This window comes from Xanthomonas sp. NCPPB 2933, from assembly GCF_056725225.1.
In genome coordinates, this window is the sequence record NZ_CM161518.1 from 697,894 (window position 1) to 722,646 (window position 24,753).

The 24,753-nt window shown below is 65.9% G+C and carries 21 protein-coding genes; 5 read left to right on the top strand and 16 right to left on the bottom strand.

From position 1 onward, the window contains the following. Nucleotides 1-143 precede the first annotated feature (143 nt). From purD to AC1PLU_RS03030, 4 genes are all read right to left on the bottom strand, one after another. Nucleotides 144-1,439 (bottom strand): phosphoribosylamine--glycine ligase, encoded by a 1,296-nt coding sequence (purD, locus tag AC1PLU_RS03015; protein ID WP_481107665.1) that lies wholly within the window; start codon nucleotides 1,437-1,439, stop codon nucleotides 144-146. 106 nt (nucleotides 1,440-1,545) lie between these two features. Beyond that, entirely contained in the window at nucleotides 1,546-3,129 is a 1,584-nt protein-coding gene (gene purH, locus AC1PLU_RS03020; RefSeq protein WP_481107666.1) for a bifunctional phosphoribosylaminoimidazolecarboxamide formyltransferase/IMP cyclohydrolase, read from the bottom strand. After that, nucleotides 3,119-3,469: a hypothetical protein gene (locus AC1PLU_RS03025; RefSeq protein WP_481107667.1), complete on the bottom strand. Its 351-nt coding sequence runs from the start codon at nucleotides 3,467-3,469 to the stop codon at nucleotides 3,119-3,121. Before AC1PLU_RS03025 ends, purH begins: the two co-directional genes overlap by 11 nt. A gap of 195 nt (nucleotides 3,470-3,664) precedes the next feature. Then, nucleotides 3,665-3,874, bottom strand: a complete 210-nt coding sequence (locus AC1PLU_RS03030) for a hypothetical protein (RefSeq protein WP_481107668.1) — start codon at nucleotides 3,872-3,874, stop codon at nucleotides 3,665-3,667. A 352-nt stretch (nucleotides 3,875-4,226) separates the two neighbouring features. Between AC1PLU_RS03030 and AC1PLU_RS03035 the strand changes: the two genes are divergently transcribed. Beyond that, complete coding sequence (locus AC1PLU_RS03035; protein ID WP_481107669.1) at nucleotides 4,227-8,669, top strand: beta strand repeat-containing protein; 4,443 nt, start codon at nucleotides 4,227-4,229, stop codon at nucleotides 8,667-8,669. Between the two features lie 341 nt (nucleotides 8,670-9,010). Here AC1PLU_RS03035 and fis read toward each other — a convergent pair whose 3' ends face one another. The 3 genes from fis to AC1PLU_RS03050 all read right to left on the bottom strand — a co-directional run bounded on the left by fis (nucleotide 9,011) and on the right by AC1PLU_RS03050 (nucleotide 11,244). Further along, nucleotides 9,011-9,283: a DNA-binding transcriptional regulator Fis gene (fis, locus tag AC1PLU_RS03040; protein ID WP_043908547.1), complete on the bottom strand. Its 273-nt coding sequence runs from the start codon at nucleotides 9,281-9,283 to the stop codon at nucleotides 9,011-9,013. 117 nt (nucleotides 9,284-9,400) lie between these two features. Next, nucleotides 9,401-10,564: a DUF3426 domain-containing protein gene (locus tag AC1PLU_RS03045; RefSeq protein WP_481107670.1), complete on the bottom strand. Its 1,164-nt coding sequence runs from the start codon at nucleotides 10,562-10,564 to the stop codon at nucleotides 9,401-9,403. Nucleotides 10,565-10,866: 302 nt separating this feature from the next. Then, nucleotides 10,867-11,244, bottom strand: coding sequence for a helix-turn-helix domain-containing protein (locus AC1PLU_RS03050; protein WP_006451532.1), 378 nt, complete (start codon nucleotides 11,242-11,244; stop codon nucleotides 10,867-10,869). Nucleotides 11,245-11,387: 143 nt separating this feature from the next. On the opposite strand from AC1PLU_RS03050, the gene AC1PLU_RS03055 reads away from it, so the two are divergent. Beyond that, nucleotides 11,388-11,900 carry a hypothetical protein gene (locus AC1PLU_RS03055; protein WP_481107671.1) on the top strand — a complete coding sequence of 171 codons (513 nt, stop codon included), beginning with the start codon at nucleotides 11,388-11,390 and terminating at the stop codon, nucleotides 11,898-11,900. Between the two features lie 12 nt (nucleotides 11,901-11,912). On the opposite strand, the gene prmA is transcribed toward AC1PLU_RS03055, so the two are convergent. Beyond that, nucleotides 11,913-12,833: a 50S ribosomal protein L11 methyltransferase gene (prmA, locus tag AC1PLU_RS03060; RefSeq protein ID WP_481107672.1), complete on the bottom strand. Its 921-nt coding sequence runs from the start codon at nucleotides 12,831-12,833 to the stop codon at nucleotides 11,913-11,915. 434 nt (nucleotides 12,834-13,267) lie between these two features. Here prmA and AC1PLU_RS03065 point away from each other — a divergent pair, with 434 nt between their 5' ends. Both AC1PLU_RS03065 and AC1PLU_RS03070 read left to right on the top strand, forming a co-directional pair. Then, on the top strand, nucleotides 13,268-14,194 hold the full coding sequence (locus tag AC1PLU_RS03065; RefSeq protein WP_481094001.1) for a hypothetical protein: 927 nt from the start codon (nucleotides 13,268-13,270) through the stop codon (nucleotides 14,192-14,194). Further along, nucleotides 14,191-14,559 carry a hypothetical protein gene (locus AC1PLU_RS03070; RefSeq protein WP_481107673.1) on the top strand — a complete coding sequence of 123 codons (369 nt, stop codon included), beginning with the start codon at nucleotides 14,191-14,193 and terminating at the stop codon, nucleotides 14,557-14,559. Before AC1PLU_RS03065 ends, AC1PLU_RS03070 begins: the two co-directional genes overlap by 4 nt. Before the next feature lie 80 nt (nucleotides 14,560-14,639). Here the strand turns inward: AC1PLU_RS03070 and accC are convergent, their stop codons facing one another. The 5 genes from accC to AC1PLU_RS03095 all read right to left on the bottom strand — a co-directional run bounded on the left by accC (nucleotide 14,640) and on the right by AC1PLU_RS03095 (nucleotide 18,644). After that, the gene (accC, locus tag AC1PLU_RS03075; protein ID WP_006451537.1) at nucleotides 14,640-16,007 is read right to left on the bottom strand and encodes an acetyl-CoA carboxylase biotin carboxylase subunit; all 1,368 of its coding nucleotides are present in this window, start codon (nucleotides 16,005-16,007) and stop codon (nucleotides 14,640-14,642) included. Then, nucleotides 15,997-16,374: a four helix bundle protein gene (locus tag AC1PLU_RS03080; RefSeq protein ID WP_481094000.1), complete on the bottom strand. Its 378-nt coding sequence runs from the start codon at nucleotides 16,372-16,374 to the stop codon at nucleotides 15,997-15,999. Before AC1PLU_RS03080 ends, accC begins: the two co-directional genes overlap by 11 nt. Before the next feature lie 77 nt (nucleotides 16,375-16,451). Beyond that, nucleotides 16,452-16,937, bottom strand: coding sequence for an acetyl-CoA carboxylase biotin carboxyl carrier protein (gene accB / locus AC1PLU_RS03085; protein WP_006451539.1), 486 nt, complete (start codon nucleotides 16,935-16,937; stop codon nucleotides 16,452-16,454). 91 nt (nucleotides 16,938-17,028) lie between these two features. Continuing rightward, nucleotides 17,029-17,475 carry a type II 3-dehydroquinate dehydratase gene (aroQ, locus tag AC1PLU_RS03090; RefSeq protein WP_176340855.1) on the bottom strand — a complete coding sequence of 149 codons (447 nt, stop codon included), beginning with the start codon at nucleotides 17,473-17,475 and terminating at the stop codon, nucleotides 17,029-17,031. 341 nt (nucleotides 17,476-17,816) lie between these two features. Beyond that, nucleotides 17,817-18,644, bottom strand: coding sequence for a helix-turn-helix transcriptional regulator (locus tag AC1PLU_RS03095; RefSeq protein ID WP_006451541.1), 828 nt, complete (start codon nucleotides 18,642-18,644; stop codon nucleotides 17,817-17,819). A 100-nt stretch (nucleotides 18,645-18,744) separates the two neighbouring features. Between AC1PLU_RS03095 and AC1PLU_RS03100 the strand changes: the two genes are divergently transcribed. Continuing rightward, nucleotides 18,745-19,632 (top strand): SDR family oxidoreductase, encoded by an 888-nt coding sequence (locus AC1PLU_RS03100; RefSeq protein WP_481107674.1) that lies wholly within the window; start codon nucleotides 18,745-18,747, stop codon nucleotides 19,630-19,632. A gap of 231 nt (nucleotides 19,633-19,863) precedes the next feature. Here the strand turns inward: AC1PLU_RS03100 and AC1PLU_RS03105 are convergent, their stop codons facing one another. The 3 genes from AC1PLU_RS03105 to AC1PLU_RS03115 form a co-directional block, all read right to left on the bottom strand. Beyond that, nucleotides 19,864-22,206 (bottom strand): protein-disulfide reductase DsbD family protein, encoded by a 2,343-nt coding sequence (locus AC1PLU_RS03105; RefSeq protein WP_481107675.1) that lies wholly within the window; start codon nucleotides 22,204-22,206, stop codon nucleotides 19,864-19,866. 5 nt (nucleotides 22,207-22,211) lie between these two features. Then, the gene (gene cutA / locus AC1PLU_RS03110) at nucleotides 22,212-22,544 is read right to left on the bottom strand and encodes a divalent-cation tolerance protein CutA (RefSeq protein WP_168958067.1); all 333 of its coding nucleotides are present in this window, start codon (nucleotides 22,542-22,544) and stop codon (nucleotides 22,212-22,214) included. Between the two features lie 308 nt (nucleotides 22,545-22,852). Then, nucleotides 22,853-24,646: an endonuclease gene (locus tag AC1PLU_RS03115; RefSeq protein WP_481107676.1), complete on the bottom strand. Its 1,794-nt coding sequence runs from the start codon at nucleotides 24,644-24,646 to the stop codon at nucleotides 22,853-22,855. Nucleotides 24,647-24,753 lie beyond the last annotated feature (107 nt).

A 24,753-nucleotide genomic window follows, 5' to 3' on the forward strand; every position in this document is an offset into this window, starting at 1 on the left:
GATTGGAGCCGATTGCGCGATGACGGTGCCTGCGCCACAGCCCAGCCGCACCTGCCTGCGCGCAGCTGTGTGAGCTGCGCGTCCGGCCAACTGCACGGGCATCTACCGCGCTTGACGACCTTGCAAGGTGTGGTTGCGAGTGCTCAGCCCTGTGCGTCGCGCTCGCGTGCGATCGCACGCCAGCCGATATCGCTGCGCTGGAAGGCGTTGGGCCAGTGGATCGGCTGCAGGCCGGCATACGCGGTGCGCTGTGCGTCCTGCACGCTGTCGCCCAATGCGGCCACGCACAGCACGCGGCCACCGGCGCTGATCACCTGCCCGTCGGCATTCAACGCGGTGCCGGCGTGGAAGACCTTGGCGCTGGTCGGCACCTGGTCCAGGCCGGTGATGACCTCGCCGGTGACCGGGGTTTCCGGATAGGGCTTGGCCGCGATCACCACGCCCAGCGAGGGGCGCGGGTCCCACTGCACGTGCGCGGTGTCGAGCTTGCCGTCGATGGCCGCTTCGAGCAGATCGACCAGGTCCGACTGCAGGCGCAGCATCACCGGCTGGGTCTCCGGGTCGCCGAAGCGCACGTTGAATTCGATCACCTTCGGTGCGCCATGCGCGTCGATCATCAACCCGGCGTAGAGAAATCCGGTGAACGGCACGCCGTCGGCGATCATGCCTTGCACGGTGGGCTCGACCACCTCGCGCATCACCCGCGCATGCACTTTGGGCGTGACCACCGGGGCCGGCGAATACGCGCCCATGCCGCCGGTATTGGGGCCGGTGTCGCCATCGCCGACGCGCTTGTGGTCCTGGCTGGTGGCCATCGGCAAGGCGTGGGTGCCGTCGACCATCGAGATGAAGCTGGCTTCTTCGCCGTCGAGAAATTCCTCGATCACTACGCGCGCGCCTGCATCGCCGAACGCGTTGCCCGAGAGCATGTCGCGCACCGCGTCTTCGGCCTCGTTCAGTGTCATCGCCACGATCACGCCCTTGCCGGCGGCCAGGCCATCGGCCTTGACCACGATCGGTGCGCCTTTCTCACGCACATAGGCAAGTGCTGCGTCCACTTCCGTGTGCACCGCGTAATACGCAGTCGGGATGCCATGACGGGCGAGAAAATCCTTGGCGAAGGCCTTGCTGCCTTCCAGCTGCGCGGCCTTGGCGGTCGGCCCGAAGATGCGCAGGCCGGCCGCATGGAAGCGATCGACCACGCCCAGCACCAGCGGCACTTCCGGGCCGACCACGGTCAGCGCGACGTCTTCGCGCTGCGCTAGTGCGAGCAAGCCATCCAGATCATCGACCTTGATCGCCACATTGCGGCACTTGCCCTCGGTGGCGGTGCCGGCATTGCCCGGCGCCACGAGAACCTCGCTCACGCGCGCGGACTGCGCGATCTTCCAGGCCAGGGCGTGTTCACGGCCGCCGGAGCCGATGACAAGGATTTTCATGTGAGTGCCGAGATTGGGGAGTCGTGATTGGGGATTTGTTGAAGCAAGGCGGAGACCGGAAACAGGAGAGACCAGAGCGACGTTGCCACTCCCGAATCCCGGCACGTCAGTGCCTGAAATGCCGCACGCCGGTAAACACCATCGCGATGCCATGCTCGTCGGCGGCGGCGATCACTTCGCCATCGCGCATCGAGCCGCCGGGCTGGATCACCGCTTTGATGCCGGCAGCGGCGGCGGCGTCGATGCCGTCGCGGAACGGGAAGAATGCATCGGAGGCCATCACCGAGCCGGCCACCGTGAGCTGGGCTTCTTCGGCCTTGAGCGCGGCGATCTTGGCGCTCACCACGCGGCTCATCTGCCCGGCGCCCACACCGATGGTGCGGCTGTCCTTGGCATAGACAATCGCGTTGGATTTGACGTACTTGGCCACGCGCCAGGCGAACAGCAGATCGCCCAGTTCGGCCTCGCTGGGCGCGCGCTGGGTGACCACGCTCAGTTCGCCCAGCGACATGCCGCGGTTGTCGGACGACTGCATCAGCAGGCCCGAGCCGATGCGCTTGGTGTCGTAGTTGTTGAGGCCGTTGCCGTGCGGAATCTTGAGCACGCGCACATTGGCTTTTTTGGTGGCGTATTCGAGCGCGCCGGGCTCGTAGTCCGGCGCGATCAGCACCTCGACGAACTGGCGGTCCAGGATGGCTTTCGCCGTCGCTGCATCGAGGGTCTTGTTGAAGGCCAGGATGCCACCGAACGCGCTGGTCGGGTCGGTCGCATAGGCCAGCTCGTAGGCGTCGCCGCAGGCCGCGCCCACCGCCACGCCGCAGGGGTTGGCGTGTTTGACGATCACGCAGGCCGGTGCATCGAACTGGCGCACGCATTCCCACGCCGCATCGGCGTCGGCCAGGTTGTTGTAGCTCAGCTCCTTGCCCTGCAACTGCTGGAAGGTGGCCAAGGTGCCCGGCACCGGATACAGGTCGCGGTAGAACGCGCCGGATTGGTGCGGGTTTTCGCCGTAGCGCAGGTCCATCACCTTGATGAAATTGGAATTGATCTGCGCCGGGAACGGGCTGCGAGTGGGCACACTTTCGGCGCTATCGGCCACTGCCGAGAGATAGTTGCTGATCGCCGCGTCGTACTGCGCCACGCGGTTGAACGCAGCCACCGACAACGCAAAGCGCTTGGCCGCCGACAATTGACCGTCGTTGGCATCGAGTTCGGCCAGCAACTCGGCGTACTGCGTCGGGTCGGTGGCCACCGCCACGCGGGCGAAGTTCTTCGCGGCCGAGCGCAGCATCGCCGGGCCGCCGATGTCGATGTTTTCCACCGCATCGGCCAGTGTGCAATCGGCCTTAGCGGTCACCGACTCGAACGGATACAGGTTCAGCACCAGCAGGTCGATCGGCACGATGCCGTGTTCGGCCATCACCGCTTCATCGATGCCGGCGCGGCCGAGCAGGCCGCCGTGCACCAGCGGGTGCAGGGTCTTGACGCGGCCGTCCATCATCTCCGGGAAACCGGTCAGCTCGGCGACGTCGGTGACCGGCAAACCGGCCTCGCGGATCGCCTTGGCGGTGCCGCCGGTGGACAGCAGCTCGACGTGACGCGCCACCAGCGCGCGGGCCAGGTCGATCAGGCCGGTCTTGTCGGAAACGGAGAGCAGGGCCCGGCGCACGGGCAGGAAATCAGAGGCCATCGGTGGGGGATGTCATTGCGGGGCAGCCGATATTGTAGGCCGCGACAGCGCGCGATGGGCTCAACACCTTCGCGATCGCCTTGATCTGCGTGCTGGCGGCGAGCTTCCAGGCGCTGCTACGGACGCAGGATTGGTGGGCGCTAGAGCGCAACGGCATCGGGCGACAGCAGGTGACGACCATGCGCCGCTCGGTCGGGTTGTTCGGTCGCCAGACATGATCACGCAGGCGTCGGCGAAGCGATCGCTCCACCCAAGGCTGTCTGGCACTCGGCGAGATACCGGCAATCGAACGGCCGCCTGCGGTGTTGTCGTGTGCTGACGTGCAGCTGATGTCGGTCATGGCAGCGCGCTGACGGATTGCCGAAAAATGCGGCAGCCGCCTCGCATGATCGACCCGACAGGGACGAAGAGCGCGCTGATGCAGGAGATAGAGATAAAGTCCGCGTCACAAACGTCAAATGACGGAGCGCACATCCGAAAAGCGACATTCGACCATCGGGTTTAAATTGATTTAGTGAGCCAATTCACCAATAAATCAGGCGTTAATCACGAAAATATTTTGCTGTAAAAAATCGGCGGGCTGCCGGGTTACTCGAAAGCGAGCGATTCGCCGAATGACATAATCAAGACCCGTTCGCATATTTAGAAAAAAAGTCGGAAATCTCGGTGCAATGTGCGTTTCGCGCTTCGGTATCGGAAACATGTTTTCTGCTGCGGCGACATCTGCCACGTGCTGCTGAATCACGATCTGGACTCGCTGATCTGTTGAGTTCCCTAACGTTCAAAGGCAATGACGCTGTCGGCGAGGCGTCCACCACTACTTGCTGCAAGGGCTGCCGCGCAGGAGCCAGCCTTGCCCTCACCCTAAGCTGCGTCTTGCCGTCACGGCGATCCATGACCCTGCGATTCAAGCAAGACACCCCAGCGCACCTAGCGCCTTAGGGCGTTCCCGAAGGACCACCATTGCCGTTCCGACGCAGTCCTTGCCAGCGGGAGGATGCGTTTCGCCCGCATGGGCGACGCTCCCATCTTTCTATCGGCGATGGCATGAACCTGACTTGCGCGGCTGGTTTAGAAAATTCAGATGAGATTATCTTATGAATCGTGAAAAAGTTTTGGCATTACGCACATGCACAAACAACATGTCCGATCATTGCGGATTGATCTGGCCGAAAAGCGGCCTGGTCGAATGCAGGCATTGGCAGCCTAGCGTCAAACAGGAAAATGGCTTGACCGGTTTGTTGTGGGGGCAGGGAACCAATGCGCATCTGAACATGCATGCCGATGCGCACTGGGTGGTGTGCATGGTGGAGACCGCCGATATCATCTGGTTGGGCGAAGAGGGAATGATCAAGTTTCCCAAGGCCGACGTGGTCTACGCCGGTAACCGTACGGGCGCGATGAGCTGCATCGCCGCCGGCATCGAGCAACACGCGCCACCCAAACCCGACTTGCCTGTCGACACCGTCATGGCTGCGGAATTCACGCCCAAGGCACCGCACGCGCAGTTCACCGCGCCGGCTGTTGAAAGCGGTCCGCATTCCACCGCGCCACTTCCATCACCGCCTAACGGCATCGACCCACAAGCCGCGCAGCCGTCAAATGCGATTCTTCGCACACGCGAAATCGCCACCTATGGCAGCACGCTCACCGGCGCCGATCAGAGTCAGCTGATCGCAGGCTATGGAAGTACCGAGACCGCGGGTAACGGCAGCGAGTTGATCGCCGGCTATGGCAGTACCGGCGTGGCCGGATCCGACAGCACCATCGTGGCCGGCTATGGCAGTTCCCAGACCGCAGGCGGGGGCAGCACGCTCACTGCCGGCTATGGCAGCACCCAGACCGCGCGCCAGGGCAGCGAGCTGACGGCAGGTTACGGCAGTACCGAAACCGCCGGTGCAGACAGCTCGCTGATCGCCGGCTATGGCAGCACGCAAACCTCCGGCGGCGACAGCTCGTTGACTGCCGGCTACGGCAGCACCCAGACCGCGCAGAACGGCAGCGACCTCACCGCAGGCTACGGCAGCACCAGCACGGCGGGCACCGATAGCTCGCTGATCGCCGGCTACGGCAGCACCCAGACCTCCGGCGGGGAAAGTTCGCTTACTGCAGGCTATGGCAGCACGCAGACGGCGCAGGACGGCAGTGACCTCACCGCCGGCTACGGCAGCACGGGCACCGCCGGTGCCGATAGCTCGCTGATTGCCGGTTATGGCAGTACGCAGACATCGGGCAACGACAGCTCGCTGACGGCAGGCTATGGCAGCACGCAAACCGCCCGTACCGGCAGCGACCTCACTGCGGGTTACGGCAGCACCTCCACCGCCGGTGCCGACAGCACGCTGATCGCCGGCTATGGCAGCACCCAGACCTCCGGCGGGGACAGTTCGCTCACTGCCGGCTACGGCAGTACGCAAACCGCGCGCAAAGGCAGCGACCTCACCACCGGCTATGGCAGCACGTCGACCGCCGGTGCCGACAGCACCTTGATTGCCGGTTATGGCAGCACCCAGACCTCCGGTGGCGAAAGTTCGCTCACCGCCGGCTACGGCAGCACGCAGACCGCCCGCAAAGGCAGCGATCTGACCGCCGGCTACGGCAGCACCTCGACGGCCGGTGGTGACAGCACCTTGATCGCCGGTTACGGCAGCACGCAAACCTCTGGTGGCGACAGTTCGCTGACCGCCGGCTACGGCAGCACGCAGACCGCACGCAGCGGCAGCGACCTGACCACCGGCTACGGCAGCACCTCGACGGCCGGTGGTGACAGCACCTTGATCGCCGGTTACGGCAGCACGCAAACCTCTGGTGGCGACAGTTCGCTGACCGCCGGCTACGGCAGCACGCAGACCGCACGCAGCGGCAGCGACCTGACCACCGGCTATGGCAGCACCTCCACGGCCGGCGCCGACAGCACCTTGGTTGCAGGCTACGGCAGCACGCAAACCGCTGGTGGCGAAAGTTCGCTCACCGCCGGATATGGCAGCACGCAAACCGCACGCAAGGGCAGCGACCTCACCACTGGCTACGGCAGCACCTCCACAGCGGGTGCCGACAGCACCCTGATCGCCGGTTATGGCAGCACGCAGACCTCCGGCGGCGAAAGCTCGCTGACTGCCGGTTATGGAAGCACCCAGACGGCGCGCAGCGGTAGCGACCTGACCACCGGCTACGGCAGTACCTCCACGGCCGGCGCCGACAGTACCTTGATTGCCGGTTACGGCAGCACCCAGACATCGGGCGGCGACAGTTCGCTGACCGCTGGCTACGGCAGCACGCAAACCGCGCGCAAAGGCAGCGATCTCACCACCGGCTACGGCAGTACCTCCACGGCCGGTGCCGACAGCACCTTGATTGCCGGTTACGGAAGTACCCAGACCTCCGGCGGGGAAAGTTCGCTCACTGCAGGCTATGGCAGCACGCAAACGGCGCGCAAAGGCAGCGACCTCACCACCGGCTATGGCAGCACGTCGACCGCCGGTGCCGACAGCACGCTGATCGCCGGTTATGGCAGCACCCAGACCTCCGGGGGCGACAGCTCGCTCACTGCAGGCTACGGCAGCACGCAAACCGCACGTAAGGGCAGTGACCTCACCACCGGCTATGGCAGCACGTCGACTGCCGGTGCCGACAGCACGCTGATCGCCGGCTACGGCAGCACCCAGACCTCCGGGGGCGACAGCTCGCTCACTGCCGGCTATGGCAGTACGCAAACTGCACGTAAGGGCAGTGACCTCACCGCCGGTTACGGCAGCACCTCAACCGCGGGTTCTGACAGTTCGCTGATCGCCGGCTATGGCAGCACGCAGACGGCCGGCTTCAAAAGCATCCTGACCACCGGCTACGGCAGCACCCAGACCGCGCAAGAAGGCAGCATGCTCACTGCCGGCTATGGCAGTTCGTCCACTGCCGGCTCCGACAGCTCGCTGATCGCCGGCTACGGCAGCACCCAGACGGCGGGCTTCAAAAGCATCCTCACCGCCGGCTACGGCAGCACCCAGACCGCGCAGGAGCGCAGCACGCTCACCACCGGTTACGGCAGTACATCGACCGCCGGCCACGACAGTACGCTGATTGCCGGCTATGGCAGTACCCAGACCGCCGGTTACAAGAGCATTCTCACCACCGGCTATGGCAGCACGCAGACCGCGCAGGAAAGCAGTTCGCTAATCGCCGGCTACGGCAGTTCCTCCATGGCCGGCCCGGACAGCTCGCTGATCGCGGGTTATGGCAGCACCCAGACCGCCGGCTACGACAGCTTCCTGACGGCCGGTTACGGCAGTACCCAGACCGCGCAGAGCAGCAGCTGGCTGATCACCGGCTACGGCAGTACGTCCACCGCCAGCTTCCAGAGTTCGTTGATTGCCGGCTATGGCAGCACGCAGACGGCCGGCTACGAAAGTACCTTGACCGCTGGCTACGGCAGCACCCAGACGGCGCAGGAAATCAGTTGGCTCACCACCGGCTACGGCAGCACGCAAACGGCCGGCCATGGCAGCATCCTGACCGCCGGTTACGGCAGCAATTCCACCGCAGGTTACGAAAGCACCCTGATCGCGGGGTATGGCAGCACCCAGACCGCCGGTTACGAAAGCACCCTGACCGCCGGTTATGGCAGCACCCTGACCGCGCTGGAAAACAGCTCGCTGACCGCCGGCTACGGCAGTACCGAAATCGCCGGGTTCTCCAGCACGCTGATCGCCGGCTACGGCAGCAGCCAGACCGCCGGTGGCGACAGCACGCTGACCGCCGGCTACGGCAGCACCCTGATGGCGCTGGACAACAGCACGCTGACGGCAGGCTACGGCAGCACCGAGACCGCAGGACAGGACAGCTCGCTGATCGCCGGTTATGGCAGCACCTTGACCAGTGGCGTGCGCAGCTATCTGACCGCTGGCTATGGCAGCAACCAGATCGCAAGCTACGGAAGCTCGTTGATCGCAGGACACGAAAGTACCCAGATTGCCGGTCATCGCAGCATGTTGATCGCCGGCAAGCTGAGTTCGCAGACGGCCGGTTCGCGCAGCACGCTGATCGCCGGCAGGGGCAGCATCCAGACCGCAGGCGACCGCAGCAAGCTGATCGCCGGCGCCGACAGCACCCAGATCGCCGGCGATCGCAGCAAGTTGCTGGCCGGCAGCAACAGCTTCCTCACCGCCGGGGACCGCAGCAAACTCACCGCAGGCGACGATTGCACGCTGATGGCAGGCGACCGCAGCAAGTTGACCGCCGGAAAGAACAGCATCCTGACCGCGGGCGCCAACAGCCGATTGATCGGTAGCCTGGGCTCCACCCTCACCGGTGGCGAAGATTCGGTGCTGATCTTCCGATGCTGGGACGGCAAGCGCTATACCAACATCATTGCCAAGACCGGCGAGGAGGGCGTCGAGGCCGACACCGCCTATCAGGTCGACGACGACAAGAACGTGGTCGAAAAATTCGACGATCCTTTCGACACGATCGACACCATCGTGCTCGAGCATGGCGGCGGGCCGGCGTCTGCAGCGGATCACGCGCCTGACGCGCATGCACCCCACTGAGCAAGCAACGCACGCAGGCGATCGGTGGCATTGATCAACGGCTGCGGCCAACTGCCCGATGAGCGGCAGTTGGCCTGATCTGCTCAAACACGCATTGCGGTGACCCAGATGACTGCCGCCCGCCCGCCTGGCGTCGCCAGTCCCTGAAGCGGGTCACCAAGAGTGAAACGCGCACGTCAGCGCTGGATCCGCATCGGCAGAGCGAGGCATCCAGAAGCCGCTCCATGCATCAGCGCTCAGAGCGGCTTGGCTCCGTCAACCACGGCAGTGGAGCGCACTGAACAGCCAGCGACGCAGCACCGCGCTTACGATTCCCTAATCCCTAATCCCTAATCCCGGCGTTAGGTCAGCCCGTATTCTTTCAACTTCTTGCGCAACGTCGCCCGATGGATGCCCAACATCGCCGCGGCGCGGCTCTGGTTGCCTTCGCAGTGGTTGAGCACTTCGACGAACAACGGGATCTCCATCTCGCGCAGCACGATTTCATACACATCATCGGCGTCGCTGCCGTCCAGGTCGCGCAGATAACGGCGGACGGACTGGGCCACGTGTTCGCGCAGCGGCGACTTCGGGGCGCCACGACTGGTGTCAGGACGAGCGGGGGCTGCGTTCAAAGGAGGTTTCCCAGTGTCACGAAGCCGGGATGCGTGGCCGGCGAGGGGGAGTGAGTCTAGCGCGTGACCTCATCGCTCGCCACGCCCGTGTGGCTATCGGTGGCCGGCCGCGTCCGTTCAACGGAAATCGAAACTGAAGGCGGCGGTGCTGGCGGCCGGTTCGCGCACGCGAAACGCCACCTGTACCGCCTGGCCTGGCGCGAGTGTGTCCTGCGCGCCCGGGCGTTGGCCCAGATACTCCTGCGGCGCCAGCACGCGCGTGCCGATCACCCGGCCGTCGGCATCCGACAGCGACAGCTGCAGCCACGGCCAGGCCTGCGCCCAACGCGCGTCGTTGCGGAAGCTGGCCTGGATCTGCAGCACGCCGGGATTGGCCGGCAGCGGCCGCACATCGCGGTTGAGCAGGGTCAGCGCGGCCGGTTCGCGCCAGGCCGGTAACGTGCACCGCAGCACCTCGCAGGCCGCGCCGACCAGCGGCCGCCAGCGCGCGTCCGCGGCCAGGTGCGCGCGGTCGGCGATGACGATCTGCAGCGCTAACAAACCGACCAAGCCGATCAACAGCGCCCATTGCCGCCCGCTTGCGCGCAGACGCGGCCGGGTGAAGCCGCGGCGTGCGAAGGCGGGCGTGGGCTGGGCTGCGGCTGGGAGTGGCTGGAAGTGTGCGGCGGCGGTGCCGGCGTGGCCCGCATCGCTGAGGGTTGCTTTGGTGGCTGGTTGCGGAGCGGTCTTGGATGCCGGGGCGGCGGCGGTGTCGGGTGTGGGATCGCGATCGACATCGAAATTGGGATGTCGATCGGCATCTGCATCGAGATCGGTCTCCTGGCCTGCGTCCGCGATGCTGCCGACAACCGCGCCAGTCGGATGCGTGCCGGTGTAGCGGGACGCCGGATCGCGGTTGTCATCAGCGCCGAGCGTTGTGTCTTCCTCGGTATCGCCGGGTACGTCGCGCGTGCTGGAGGTGCTCCAACTCAGTCGATCCGGATTGGCGTCGCCTGCTGCAGTTTGGCGGTCATCGCTGCGTGGGGTGGTGGTGGCCGCGCGTGCCGTGGCGATGCGCGGCGCTGTCACCAGCGGCGCCACCGGCGGCGGAACGACCGCGGCCTGCGGCGCGGCGGCCGGCTCTGCCAATGGCGCGGGCGGCAGTTGGTGCGTCGGTACCGGCAGCGGCTGCTCGGGCGGCTCGGCAGGTGGCACCGCCGGCGTGGGAATCAGCGATGGGGCAGCCGGCGTCGCACGCAGGAACGTGGCCAGGGGGCGGCGCGGTGGCGGAGTCTCGGACATCGGCAGGCGTGCAGCGGGAAGACCCCTATTCAACCACGCGCACGCCAATGGGCGAACCCGGGTGCTTCAGCAGGTGTGCCTTGCATGAAGCGCGCGCGGCAGTGGCGTTGACTGCATTTTCGCAACACCTCTGGCTGCGGCGGACACGCGCCAAGGCGCGGCAGCCAACAGACCAGGCGGGCTCAGAGCGAGCTCCCAATGCGAATCTCGAATCGCAGCGTCAACACTCAGCGGTCCTTGTCGGCGTGGCTTGCCTGGTCAAACGCAGACAAGCAAGCTCTTCCCGATTCCCGATTCCCGAATCACCGCCGCCGACGCGTCTTGGTCTCGGCCAGCAATAGATCGAGCAAGCCACTGCGCTGACGCGGTGCCAGCGTATCGAAGCGCGACAGCAGCACGCGCTGTTGGTCGTCCAGGCGACGGTATTGGGCGGGTTCTTCGGCGATCGCCGAGACCGGCGGGCCGAATGTCCGCTCGCCGCGCCCGGTGGCCAGGTATTCGAACGCCATGCCGCTGCGCTTGGCCAGGCCGATCAGATTCTCTACCGAAGGCGCGGTGCCTTCGGCCATTTCCCATTGAGCGACGGCGCTGCGGGTGACCCCCAGTTCGCCGGCCAGGGCTTCCTGGGTCAGCTTGGTGAAGCTGCGGGCTTCGCGTACTCGCTCGTACAGCTTGCTCACACGGCACCGATGAATGGCAGACAGGGCCGGGAGATATAGCTCTAGCAGCGCCGGGGGATAGTTCGTATAACTTTCATATCGCCATATGTTTGCGATACTGTCTACGTGTCGATGACGACGACATCACAGCGAACTCAAGGAAGGTGTTCATGGTCGAGCCAGCCGCTCCCAAATCCGATCCAGCGCGACGGGATTCAGCACCGTCGGCACCACCTGAGGTGGCGCCCTGGCCTGCGCATTCGCCATTGGATCCAGCTGTTGCGCACTTTCGCGGCGCGCCGTGTTACCAGATCTGGCAGCGCGGTGCGGACTGGGCGGCAGTGCGCGAAGGCGTGCATTGGTCGGCCGGACTGGCGCCGCGCGCGTGGGCGCTGCGCTATCGGCAATGGCGGTTGCTGGCGCTGGGCCTGTCGATCGTGGGCCTGGCTGGCGGCCTGGCCATGATCGGTGCACAGGCGTGGGTATCGTCCATTGCCTGGGCGGTGGTGTTGCTGGCAGATGCATTGCTGCGCGTGCGCGTGGCCAGACACGCCGGGCGCTGGCGCAACGAAGCGCTGCAGCGCGATGGTTGGCAGACGGTGACCCGGTTGCGCGCGATCAGCGTTGCCGACGCGCTGACCACCGCGCAGATCCGCGCCGGCCGGCCCCTGCGGTAAACCCGGGATGCGTCAGGCGCGGCGTATGCCGTCGATGCGCATCCAGTCTTCGTCGCGTTCGCAGCGCAGTTGCTCGAACCACGGCGCATAGCGTTGCAGCAGTTCGTCTTCCTGGCCGTGCAGGATGCCCGACAGTGCAATCCGTCCGCCGGGTGCCACACGTGCGGCCAGGGTCTCGGCCAGGGTATCCAGCGCCGAGGCCAGGATATTGGCGACCACCAGCGGGTAGGTCTGCACCGGCTCGTCCTGCGGCAGATACACCGCCAACTGCGCCTGCACGGCGTTGCGCTCGGCATTGTCGGCGGTGGCCAGTACCGCCTGCGGGTCGTAGTCCACACCCACCGCGCTGGCGGCACCCAGCTTCAGCGCGGCGACGGCGAGAATGCCCGAGCCGCAGCCGAAATCGAGCACGCGGCGGCCCTGCAGTTCGCCGCTGCCGGCCAGGCTGTCCAGCCAGCGCAGACACAGCGCGGTGGTCTGGTGCGTGCCCGAGCCGAAGGCCAGGCCCGGATCCAGCCGCACTACCGCAGCGTCGGGCGCTTGTGCGGCCTCGGGCAGATCGTGATTCCACGGCACGATGAAGGTGCGCGCGCCGAACTGCATCGGCTTGAACTGATCCATCCAGGCGCGTTCCCAATCGGTGTCTTCGACCGTGCGGAATCCGACCTGGCTCCAGTCCAGCCCGGGATCGAACGCTTCCAGTGCGGCGAGCAGCACCAGCGCATCGCTGTCGCCGTCGAACAGCGCGTTCAGCACTATCGTGTTCCACATCGGCGTTTCGCCAACGCCGGGTTCGAGAATGGCGCGCTCGTTGCTGGTATCGGCATTGGCGTCGAGCAGCGTCACCGCCAGCGCGCCGATATCGTCCAGCGCATTCTGGTAACGGGGCTGGGTGGCATCGGAGCAGGGCAGGGTCAGTTCAAGAAACGGCATCGTGGCAGTTGGGCAATTCGAAAGCGTGCATCGTAGACCATTCGTGCAGGCGGGCTCTTGCGCGAAGCCGCGGAAGGGGGCGGTCTGGGCAATGGGTGCGCAATGACGATGTGGATGTTGAAGATCGATGTCGAGACGTGGCACCGGCATCGACGAGGCAGTGCATCGAGCGCCGGTGGTGTGGTGCTCGGCGCTTCAACGCATTCGGCCGGCGCGTGTCCTGCTGCAGGGCGTGCCGCACGCTTGCGTCTCGGCAACCAAATCGCCACGGCGCGTCACTCACTTCAAATCGCGCGCAGACCATCACTCCATGCATTGCCCTTCCCGCAGTTTGCGCAGGCAGCGCCCGCTTGTGCACCGCGGCGTGCGAAAGGCGGGTGCTAGACTCCGCGCCGTCGCTGCGGGGCTTTCCCGCGCCAGGGTCGCTGCTGTTCATGCCGCTTGCTCGTGCCCGCCATCTTTGGTTGTTGCTCGCTCCTGCTGCGCTGGCAGCGGCAGCCTGGTGGCATGTGCGTGCGCAACCGACCGAGTCGCCCGCTGCAGCCATAGCGGCCCCGGCAAGCAGCACGCAGGCAAGCTTGTTCGCGCCAGCACTACACGCGCCTGCCGAACGCAGCACCGCCTTGCAGTTGCCCTATCGGGATACCGTGGATGCGCAAACGGATCTGTATCGCTACGCGCAGCAATTGCAGCAGCAGGTGCGTGCCGGCGATGCGCAGGCCGGTTGGCGCTTGAGCCGGGTCTACGACTACTGCGCGCCATATGCGGCCAGCCCGGCCGGCTACGCTGCCGACAGCGAATGGATCGCCGCGCAACACACCCCCGGCGTGGTGGCGATGCACGCGGCACGCGAGCGCGTGGCGCAGCGTTGCGCAGGCTTTGCGCCCAGCGATGGCGTGAGCCCGCAGTTGGTTGCGCAGCAACGTCAGGCCGCCGCGCGCGCCGGGAATCTTGCTGCCGAGGCGGCATTGCTTGCGTTGGGCGAGCCCTTGCAGACATCGCCGACCTACAAGCGCGCGCTGGTGCAGCGCGTGCTGGTCTCGCGCGACCCGGAAGCCTATCTGGCGCTTGCCCCGGCCATGGGTGCGCGTGCCAGTGGCGACGACAGTCTGCAGGGCTATGTGGCCGGCGATCAGTTCGCCGAACTGGCCTGGCAGGTCGCTGCATGCCGGCTGGGCCTGGATTGCAGCGCCGAAAGCACCTTGGTTACCAGTTATTGCGCCAACGCGGGCATCTGCTCGCGCGATAGCGCACAGGATTTTGTGTCATTCGTATTCGACGCCGCGGTGCCGCGGCAGGGAGCAGACAGGGTGGATGAGATGGTCGATACACTGGTGTCCGAGCCGGGAGCGCAGTCATGAATTACCGTCGGTTGGCGCATGACGCCAAGTTCTGGTTCTGGGTCGCTTTGTTCGTGGCGTATTCGGCAGCGGCCGTTGGCATCGTGATGATCGATACCGCCGATCACCGTTACCAGCCGCTGTCGGTCAAGTCGACCACGGTCACTGCCGACGAACAGCAGCGACGGCATGGCGCCAGCCAGGTGGCAGCGGTGTATCGCGCCAGCAGCGCGATGCCGTTTTCGGCATTGCCGGCCGGCGCGACCTTCCAGGTGGTGTGGCCGGATGGGTCCACCGAAACCATGACCGTGGTCGACCCGTCCTCGTCCAGCGGCATCGTGCCGGTGCCGGGTAGCCAGCAGCCGGCGGCGCCGCGGCGTGAGTGATGCGCGGTGTCTGTGCGTCAACAGCGTGAACTACGAAAAAGCCCGGTTTCCCGGGCTTTTTCGTTATCTGCGTGCGTCGATCAAACCAGCGCGATCGACTTGTTCTTGCGCTCGGCCAGACGCTTTTCCAGATAGTGGATGTTCTGCCCACCGGCCTGGAAGCCCTTGTCGCGCATAATGCGCTGCTGCAGCGGGATGTTGGTCTTGATGCCGTCCACCACCATCTCGCTCAGCGCCACGCGCATGCGCGCGATCGCGGTTTCGCGATCCGGGCCATGCACGATCAACTTGCCGATCATCGAGTCGTAATTGGGCGGCACCTTGTAGCCGGCGTAGATGTGCGTATCCACGCGCACACCCGGGCCGCCGGGCGGATGGAACGCGGTGATCAGGCCCGGGTTGGGCATGAAGGTTTCCGGGTCCTCGGCATTGATGCGGCATTCGATCGCATGCCCGCGCAACACGATGTCGCTCTGCTTGATGGTGAGCTTCTGCCCGGCGGCAATACGCAATTGCTCACAGACCAGATCGATGCCGGTGATGCGCTCGGTGACCGGATGCTCCACCTGGATACGCGTGTTCATTTCGATGAAGTAAAAACGCCCGTCTTCGAACAGGAATTCGAAGGTGCCCGCGCCGCGATAGCCGATGCGGATGCAGGCATCCACGCAGACCTTGCCGATCTCGTTGCGCAGTTCTTCGGTGATGCCCGGTGCCGGCGCTTCTTCCACCACTTTCTGGTGGCGGCGCTGCATCGAGCAATCGCGTTCGCCCAGATGGATCGCACCGCCCTGGCCATCGGCAAGCACCTGGATTTCCACGTGACGCGGATTTTCCAGGAACTTCTCCATGTAGACCTGATCGTTGCTGAAAGCGGCCTTGGCTTCGGACTTGGTGGTTTCGATCGCAGCCTTCAACGCCGCTTCCGAATGCACCACGCGCATGCCCCGACCGCCACCGCCACCGGCGGCCTTGATGATCACCGGGTAGCCGATCTCGCGCGCCACCTTGGTGTTGGCCACGATGTCATCGCCCAGCGGGCCGCCCGAGCCGGGTACGCACGGCACACCGGCGGCTTTCATCGCGCGGATCGCTTCCACCTTGTCGCCCATCAGGCGAATGGTGTCGGCCCTGGGGCCGATGAAGATGAAGCCGGATTCTTCCACGCGCTCGGCAAAGTCGGCGTTTTCCGAGAGGAAGCCGTAGCCGGGATGGATGGCCTGCGCATCGGTGACCTCGGCCGCGGCGATCAACGCCGGGATATTGAGGTAACTGTCGCTGGAGGCCGCCGGGCCGATACACACCGACTCGTCGGCCATGGCCACGTGCTTGAGGTTGCGGTCGACCGTGGAATGCACCGCGACCGTGCGGATGCCGAGCGTGTGGCACGCGCGCAGGATGCGCAGCGCGATTTCACCTCGGTTGGCGATGACGATTTTATCGAGCATGGGATTCGGGATTCGAGAGGGGGGATTCGTAGAGGGCGCCGGGCTCGCGCAGATGTCGCGATTCGTCCAGCGTGCGGATCAATGCATTGAGCCTGGCAAACGTGCGATTCAAGAGATCCAGAGTTGCCGTATCGGGCGAACCGAACTGCAGCCGTGTTGCGATCTGCAGCTGCGTGTCCAGTTCCGCCAGCGAACCCCGCGCTATCGACAGATAACGCAGGTAGTCAGCGGTAGAGCGCCGCGCGGCACCTTCGGCGATGTTGGAAGGCACGCTGATCGCCGCGCGCCGCATCTGTGCCGTCAGTCCGAAGCGTTCGGAATCAGGAAAGTCGTGGCTCAGACGGTAGATCGCTTCGACAAGCGACATCGCATCGCGCCATACCATCAGGCGCTCATGCGGTCGCTCTTGCGAATCCCGAATCACGACTCTCCAATCCCCGCCGTTCAGCCGATCACAAACAACGGCTGATCGAATTCCACTGGCTGACCGGTCTCGCCGAGGATGGCCACGATGGTGCCGGAGACGTCGGCTTCGATCGGGTTGAACATCTTCATCGCCTCGATGATCGCCAGCGTTTCGCCGGCCTTGACCTGCTGGCCGACGGTGACGAAGGCCGGCTTGTCCGGGGCCGGCGAGATGTAGAACGTGCCAACCATCGGCGCGCGCAGCACGTGGCCTTCCGGCAAGGCGGGGCCCTGCTTGGCACCGCCGGTGGAGGCTTCGGTGGGCGACTGCATCGGCATTGCGGCTGCGGCCGGGGCCTGCGCGAGCGGAGCGGGTGCGTACTGCTGCACCGGCGCGCTGACCACGGTCGTGCCCTTGGGCACGCGCGCCAGACGCACGCTTTCTTCGCCTTCCTTGATCTCGATTTCGGCGAGATTGGATTCTTCGAGCAGGTCGATCAGTTTCTTGATTTTGCGGAGATCCATACGGGCCTCATGAGGTGAATCGGTGGGGAGTGCCGGCGGTTGCCGGCGGAATGGGGTCAGCGTGTCGACGCGGGCGCCGGCAATGCGGGTGTCATGCGTCGCGCTCCAGCCGCGCGATCACCGCTTCCAGTGCCAGCCGGTAACTGTCGGCGCCGAAGCCGCTGATGACGCCGTCGGCCTTGTCGCTGAGATAGCTGTGGTGCCGGAATGGCTCGCGCGCATGCGGATTGGACAGATGGATTTCCACGAACGGCAAGCCCACGCCCAGCAGCGCATCGCGCAGCGCCACCGAGGTGTGGGTGAAGGCGGCCGGGTTGATCAGGATGTAGGCGGTGCTGTCTTCGCGCGCGGCGTGGATGCGCTCCACCAGCACGTGCTCGGCGTTGGACTGCAGGCAGGCCAACGTATGCCCGGCTGCTTGCGCGCGGTCCACCAGGGCCGCATCGATCTGCGCCAGTGTGGTGCGCCCGTAGACCTCCGGCTCGCGGGTGCCGAGCAGGTTGAGGTTGGGGCCATGCAACAGCAGCAGGTGGGCCATGACATCCGGGAGAGCGGAAAGGTCGGAAGTCTGCGCGATGTGGCCGATGCTGTCCAGATAGGCGAAGTTAGGCTTGTTTTAAACGAATGATTGAAATTTCCGGCTCATCTGCCCTGGAGCGCGCACGCGGAGCCTTATGTGGTGGCATTTTCGGGGTGGGCACTTGAACGTTGCCCGTCGACTGCCATGCGGCCGTCTGCTCAATCGTCGTTGGCTTGTTTAGTTTGCCGCGCACCGTGTGGGCTGGCAGCAGCGGGCAGGGAGATCAGCGACGTTGTGCGCGCGGAGTGTGTCTCACCTCAGCTCCTGAGCGGCAACTGGGCTGCATGTTGTCTCGGTGCTCAGCCGCGCGCCGCAGCTCCGCTGGTCAACGCGCGGATGCTGCCGGCGTCGGCCTGGTGGATGGGATTGCATACCAGCAGGATCAGATCGGTGCGGCCCTCCACTGCAAAGGAGGAATACTCCATCTCCATCTCGCCAAGGATCGGGTGGCGCAGATGCTTGATGCCATCGCTGGGGTCGTTGACCTCACCGGCTTCCCACAAGCGGGCGAAGTCTTCGCTGCGGCTGCGCAACTCTTCCACCAGCGGGGCGATGGCGGCGTTGGCGCCTGCGCGCGCTGCATCGGCGCGGAACACGGTGACCAGCGATCTGGCCACGCCTTCCCAATCCAGATTCATCACCCGCGATGCGGGGCTCAGGAACATCAGCCGCAACACATTGCGTTCGCTGGGCGGCAACGTTGCGTAGTCGGTGAGCACCGCTGCGGCCGCCGCGTTCCAGGCGACCACGTCCCAGCTCACCGTGCGGATGAAAGCCGGGCTGGTTTCCATCGCATCGAGCACGCGTTGCAGCCGTGGGGTGACGCCGGCGGGCGGGTGATAGCGCACGTCGGGCAGGCGCCCCAGCCCGAGCAGAAACAAGTGCTCGCGTTCGGCATCGGTGAGCAGCAAGGCCTTGGCGATGCGGTTCAACACGCCTGCCGAGGGCGCGCCGCCGCGGCCCTGTTCCAGCCAGCTGTACCAGGTGGCGCTGATGTTGGCGCGCTGCGCCACTTCTTCCCGGCGCAGGCCGGGGGTGCGCCGCCGGCCGCCGGGATAGCCCAGCGCGGCAGGGTCCAGGCGTTCGCGCCGCTCGCGCAGGTAGCTACTGAGAGTGGCGTCGGCCATGGTCCGATCCTGTTATTGGCTATACCGGGATAATCTCACGACTGTAAGGGTATCTCTGGCGTAGATAGCATTTCGGTTCCTCATGAATTGGTGGATCCACATGCATGTATTCGTCACAGGTGCCACCGGTTGGGTCGGCACAGCGGTGGTTGATGAGTTGCTGCAGCACGGGCATCGCGTGCTCGGTCTGTCGCGGTCGCCCGAAAAAGCGCAGACGTTGAAGGCGAAAGGCGCCGACGTGTTGCACGCAACGCTGGACGATCTGGACAGCCTGCGCGCGGCCGCCCGCGCTGCCGATGGCGTGATCCATCTGGCCTTCAATCACGATTTTTCCCGCTATACCGAAAATGCCGCGCAGGATCGCCTGGTGATCGACACGCTGGGCGACGCCTTGCAAGGCAGCGACATGCCGCTGCTGGTGACCTCCACCTTGTCGGCGTTACGTGCGTTCGGTCGGGTCGCCAGCGAAGCCGATCTGCCTGCGTCGGATCCGTCCTATCCGCGCCGTTCGGAAGAGGCCACACGTTTGCTCGGTGAGCGTGGCGTGCGTGCGGCCACCATTCGGTTGCCGTCCTCGGTCCACGGCGTTGGCGAAACCCATGGCTTTGTGCCGATGCTGATCGACCTGGCGCGCGAGAAGGGCGTATCGGCCTACATCGGAGAAGGCGCCAATCGCTGGCCGGCGGTGCATGTTGCCGACGCGGCCCGGCTGTACCGGCTGGCGTTGGAAAGTGCGACGCGTCAGGCCGCTTACCATGCCGTTGCCGACAGCGGGGTGCAATTTCGCGAGATCGCCGAAGCGATCGGGCACAAGCTGGGCTTGCCGGTAGAGTCGCGCGATGCCGCGCATTTTGGCTGGTTCGCAGGCTTCGCCAGCGAAGATGTGCCCGCCTCCAGCGACGCAACGCGGCAGCAGTTGGGGTGGCAGCCGAGCGGTCTGGGGTTACTGGCCGATATCGCGCAACCGGCGTATTACGCGGGCCGCTGAGTCGACACCGCAATCGCTGTGCGGCCGCAGATTGCGTGCGGCCGCGCAGCGATCAAGGCTGGCAGAGAGTGTGCGTGTGTGAGTGCGAAGGCATCCAGCACACCTGCGTGCCAGACGCGTTGGTCTGTGCGCTTGCGCAGCCTCTTATCGACTTGCGCATATCACGTCATGCGGCAGCGCGCACAAGCACTCCACACCAAACGCAGCGCTCACACAGCGCGTGGCGATACCTCACCGCGCAGCGCGCAACAACGCATCCTCGGTGATCGCATTGGTCAGCACGGTCGGCAATACCGCCGGTGGTGTACCGGGCCCGTAGACCACGTACAACGGCACACCGACCGCCTGGTGCTGGTCGAGAAAGGCGCTGATCTTGGGGTCGACGTTGGTCCAGTCGCCCTTCATGTAGACCGCATCGACCCGGCGCAGTGCATCGCGGAACTCGGCGCTGCTCAGCACGTTCTTTTCGTTGGCCTTGCAGGTCACGCACCAGTCGGCGGTCATGTTGACGAACACTACGCGGTTGTCGGCGCGCAGGCGGTCGAGCAACTGCGGCGAGAACGTCACCACGCCTTCGGCGGCGGTGGCCGCCGGCAAGCTGAGGCGGGTGACTGCCACCACCGGCACGATCGCCAGCACCAGCATCACTGCGGCCAACCCCATGCCGATGCGATGGCTCTTCCAGCGGCTGCGCTCGAAGCAGAACAGGCCCAGCGCAAGCAATGTGGCGCCGACCAGCATCAGCGCCAGCGCATCCACACCGCGCTGCTTGCCCAGCACCCACAACAACCAGATCGCGGTGAGATACATCGGGAACGCCAGCACCTGCTTGAGCGTTTCCATCCACGCACCGGGCGTGGGCAGGCGCCGCGCCAGCGAGGGAATGAAGCCGATCAGCAGGAACGGCAACGCCAGGCCTAGGCCCAGCGCCAGAAACACCAGCATCGCCAGCAGCGCCGGTGCGGTGAACGCATACGCCAGGGCGGTGCCCATGAACGGGGCGATGCAGGGGCTGGCGACCACGCAGGCCAGCACGCCGGTGAAGAAGTCGCCCAGCGGGCCATTGCGCGATGCCAGCGACTGGCCGATGCCGCCCAGATTGCTGCCCAGCGTAAACACGCCCGACAGGCTCAGGCCCACCGCAAACATCAGATACGCCAGTGCGGCGACAAACCACGGCTGCTGCAGCTGGAAGCCCCAACCGGCCGCTTGCCCGGCCGCGCGCAGGCCGATCACCAGCCCGCCGATCGCCGCAAACGACACCAGCACGCCCAGCGAGTACCAGATGGCATGGCTGCGCGCGTGGCTGCGGCTCTCGCCGCTGTGCGCCAGCCCCAGCACCTTCAGCGACAGGATCGGCAGCACGCACGGCATCAGGTTCAAGATCAACCCGCCGAGCAGGGCCAGCACCAGCATGGCCAGCAGGCCTTTTTCGGTATGCGGCGGCTGGGTGCGTTGCGGGTTGCCGGCCGAGGCGTCGGCAGCCGGGGCTGTGCTGGCGTCGGGCCTTGCGGCAGGTGCCGGTTCGCTGGGCGTCTGCCCGGCGGCCAGCGGCGAGATCATCAGCGGTGCGGTCTGCGCCTGGTTTTGCGGCGACACAGTGCCGGGCGGCAACTCCAGCGCGACGCGGCGGGTCATCGGCGGATAGCAGATGCCGTCGGTCTGGCAGCCCTGGAAGGTCGCCACCAGGGTCACCTTTGCCGGATCTGCGTGGTCGCGCAGCAGCGGCAGGGTGACTTCGGCCTGGTCGAAATACACCACCACATCGCCGAAATGCTCGTCGCGATGCGCCTTGCCCTGCGGCCAGCGCGGCAGCCCGGTCCGCACGCCGCCGGCGCCTTCCAGTGCCAGCGAGGTGCGGTCGCGGTAGATGTAATAGCCAGCCGCCGGGGTGAAGCGCAGCAACAGGCTGTTGCCGTCGCCGACGATGGCTTCGAAGGTGAAGGCCTGCTCGGCCGGCAGTGGCAGTGCGTCCACGCCGGCTGCCTGGCCGGGGCTGCCGAACAGGCGCGGGGCGGCAGCCGGCGCGCGCGGCACCAGCGACCCCAGGTTTTCGCGCTGTGCGGCAGGCGCAGCGGCGGCGGGCGATGCCGATGCCGTCGAGGCCTCGGGCAGGCTCACGCGCAGTTCGCGACGCTGCGGCGGGTAGCACACGCCGGCATCGGCGCAGCCCTGGTACTGCACCTGCAACACCGCGGTCTGCAGCGCAGGCTCGGCCTTGCCGGCCAGCTTGGCCTGCAGCTGCTTGCGGTAGGTCTGCACCTGGCCGAAGAACTCGTCGTGCTTGCTCTGCCCTTCCGGCAGCGCCAGTTCACCGGCGGCAAAGCCTTGCCCGGCTTTGACGCTGATGCGGTGGCGATACAGGTAATAGCCCGGCGCGATCTTCCAGCTCAGTGCGATGCTGTCGCGGCTATCGGCCGTGGCGCTCAGCGTGAATGCCTGATCCACCGGCAGCAGGTCGGCCTCGGTGACGGCGGCCTGCGCGGGCAATGGCGCCAGCAGCGCCAGCGGGGCTGCGAACAACGGTACGGCCAGCAATGCGCAGCGGGCGATCCAGCGGGACAGAGACTTCATGGACGTCAGGATTCCTTGCGGGTTTCGGCCCGGACCCAATCGAGATATGCCGGCAGCCCGGCGCTGGCTTGGACCGCAACCGCCTCCGGCAGTTCATACGGATGCAGTGCCTGCAGCCGCGCAATGGCGTCGGGCAGGCGGTCTTCCCAGGTTTTGATCAACAGCTGCACTTCCTGACTGCGCTCGATCGTCCCATTCCAGCGGTACAGCGACTGCACGCCGGGCACCTGCGTGACGCAGGCGGCCAGGCGTTCGTTGAGCAGCGCGTGCGCAATGCGATCGGCGCTGTCGGCATCCGGGCAGGTACTGAACAACACATGGAGGGAAGAGGCGCTCACGTAGCTGCGCAGTGTAATCCTTCGCTTACGCGGGATCGACCGCACGTTCCGGAACGCGGCGTTGACTTCGCGGAATACAGCTTCCGGCAATCGATGCGGGCCGCGTATTGGCAGTCGGGCGCTGATGACCGGCAAGGTTCGGTGCGATGACCGGCTGCGCGGGAGCGCCACCGCTGCGGTGGTCCAGGGCGCGAATGGAACGTTGGCCAGGATAATGTCGCCAGGCCGGCATTCGAGCTGCATCCAAAGCCGATTGGCCGGTGAACCACATCACCGGCCCGACGCACTGGGCGCCGGGCCGGGATGGATCAATTGGCCAGTTGGCAGCTGGCCGGCTTGGCCGAGGTGAACAGGCTCGATGTCGCCCATTCGGGGTGATCCACGAACGGGTTGCGATTGCCCTGGAAGCTGAAAACCACCTGGTTGCGCGCGCGCTCGGCATCGTCCGGCGGGTCGGCCTGGTGCCAGGCCAGCAGCGTGGACAACAGCCCCATGTAGGCCGGGGAGGCAGAGGTCTGCACGATCTTGCTGCGGTCGTCGGTGAGCTCCAGGTCCGGCTCGGACTGCCCGGTGGCCGCATCAAGGCCGCCCTCGTAGCGGATCGCCATGTACATCACCGCGCGTGCCATGTCGCCCTTGCGCTTGCCCCACACTTCGAAGGTGCCACCGTTGCCGTCGGGCGTGCGCACCCAGTTGGAATTGCCCGGATAGCGCCCGCTGCCGCCGCCACTGCCGTCGTTGACCTCGGTCACCCGCTCGCCGCAGCTGCTGGTGCAGGTGGCGTAGGGCTTGTTGCCGCGGTCGGCGTTGAAGCCGGTGTCGGTCAGATACAGCATGTGGGTGTCGGTGTAGGGCGCATACGGCAGGCCCTTGTCGCCGCTGGCGCTGCCGAAGCCCAGCGAGTTGGGCCAGGTGTGCTCGCGGTTGTAGGTCAGCCCGCTGCCGGTGCCGGCGCGGTCACTGCCCTTGGCATAGCTGCGGTTGCGGTAGGCGTCCAGGATCCGGCCGCTGTTGTTGGGATCTTCGTCGGCCATTTCCAGAATGGTCCAGGTGCTGGTGCCCGAGCCGCTGTACGGATAGACCGTGTGGCCCTTGATCACGGTGTGCAGCGAGCAACGCAGCTGGCTGGCATTGGCGGTGTTCACCCGCGAGTAGTAGCCGGTGCCGCCGCCGCTGGCCGTGGCCACGGTGAAGGCGATGGACTGGTTGGCGGCCGGGCTCAGCCCGCTGGCGTCGCGGATGGCGCTGGCGGTGATCGCCAGGGTGCAGCGCTCGCCGCCGACCAACGCCGTGTTGGTGGACAGGCTGAAGCGGGTACCGCTGGTCGGGTAGCTCAGCGCCACCGTGCCGGAGCTGGCGCAGCTCAGCGCGAAGGCGCCGCTGCTCAGCGTCACCGCCTCGCTGAAGCCCACGCTCAGATCGCCGGCCGCCGGGAAGTTGGTGGCGCCCTGGGTCGGGGTGGTGCTGGTGATCGAAGGCGCAGCGCCGGTTTCGCCGCCACCGCCGCTGCTGTTGAAGGTCTGGCCGCGATTGCACGCGCCAAACGTCTGCGCCGACGAGCCGGCCCAGCTGAAATTCGCCGCGCTGCTGCCGGTGCCGGTGAGTTGCAGCGAACTGCCGACCGCGCTGCTGTTGCTCTCGCTGACCGGCAGGTTCTGGCTGGTGACGCCGGCGGCCGGGCCCCCGCTGCCGGTGATGGCGCCTTCGTAACTGAGGAACTGCACCAGCTGACCGCTCGGGTCCACCAGCGCCACACCGTCGTTGGGCCCGTTCTGCACGCCGTTGCTGGCATAGCTGACCGTGGCCACGCGCACCTGGCTGCCGCAGCTGACCAGACTGCCGGCCGGCACCGCCGTGTTGGCATAGACCGTGGCCGCGCTCGGCGCGCTGCCGTTGTACAGATAGATGCGGTAGCCGCTCAGCGATTCGCCGGCGGTGGCCACCACTTCCACGGCTTCGCCGCTGTCGCCGGAGGCGCCCGCGTCGTCGTAGTGCAGTTCGTTGATGAACACCGCGGCGTGGGCGGTGGGGATGGCCAGTGCGAACGCACAGGCCAGGGGAAGCACGCAGCTCAGGGACACAGCACGGGACGGCAACCTCATCGACAGCTCCTTGTGATCGGGGAATGCGTTGCCGACTGTAAAACGTGTGCATGACAATCGGTGGAACCTGGTTCCAATTCTAGAGCGACCGACAAAACTACTGCGCG

Coding starts and splice junctions, on each gene's coding strand:
- purD (WP_481107665.1), bottom strand. CDS start 1,439: ATGAAAATCCTTGTCATCGGCTCCGGCGGCCGTGAACACGCCCTGGCC.
- purH (WP_481107666.1), bottom strand. CDS start 3,129: ATGGCCTCTGATTTCCTGCCCGTGCGCCGGGCCCTGCTCTCCGTTTCC.
- AC1PLU_RS03025 (WP_481107667.1), bottom strand. CDS start 3,469: ATGACCGACATCAGCTGCACGTCAGCACACGACAACACCGCAGGCGGC.
- AC1PLU_RS03035 (WP_481107669.1), top strand. CDS start 4,227: ATGAATCGTGAAAAAGTTTTGGCATTACGCACATGCACAAACAACATG.
- AC1PLU_RS03045 (WP_481107670.1), bottom strand. CDS start 10,564: ATGTCCGAGACTCCGCCACCGCGCCGCCCCCTGGCCACGTTCCTGCGT.
- prmA (WP_481107672.1), bottom strand. CDS start 12,833: ATGCCGTTTCTTGAACTGACCCTGCCCTGCTCCGATGCCACCCAGCCC.
- AC1PLU_RS03065 (WP_481094001.1), top strand. CDS start 13,268: ATGCCGCTTGCTCGTGCCCGCCATCTTTGGTTGTTGCTCGCTCCTGCT.
- AC1PLU_RS03070 (WP_481107673.1), top strand. CDS start 14,191: ATGAATTACCGTCGGTTGGCGCATGACGCCAAGTTCTGGTTCTGGGTC.
- accC (WP_006451537.1), bottom strand. CDS start 16,007: ATGCTCGATAAAATCGTCATCGCCAACCGAGGTGAAATCGCGCTGCGC.
- AC1PLU_RS03080 (WP_481094000.1), bottom strand. CDS start 16,374: ATGTCGCTTGTCGAAGCGATCTACCGTCTGAGCCACGACTTTCCTGAT.
- accB (WP_006451539.1), bottom strand. CDS start 16,937: ATGGATCTCCGCAAAATCAAGAAACTGATCGACCTGCTCGAAGAATCC.
- aroQ (WP_176340855.1), bottom strand. CDS start 17,475: ATGGCCCACCTGCTGCTGTTGCATGGCCCCAACCTCAACCTGCTCGGC.
- AC1PLU_RS03095 (WP_006451541.1), bottom strand. CDS start 18,644: ATGGCCGACGCCACTCTCAGTAGCTACCTGCGCGAGCGGCGCGAACGC.
- AC1PLU_RS03100 (WP_481107674.1), top strand. CDS start 18,745: ATGCATGTATTCGTCACAGGTGCCACCGGTTGGGTCGGCACAGCGGTG.
- AC1PLU_RS03105 (WP_481107675.1), bottom strand. CDS start 22,206: ATGAAGTCTCTGTCCCGCTGGATCGCCCGCTGCGCATTGCTGGCCGTA.
- AC1PLU_RS03115 (WP_481107676.1), bottom strand. CDS start 24,646: ATGAGGTTGCCGTCCCGTGCTGTGTCCCTGAGCTGCGTGCTTCCCCTG.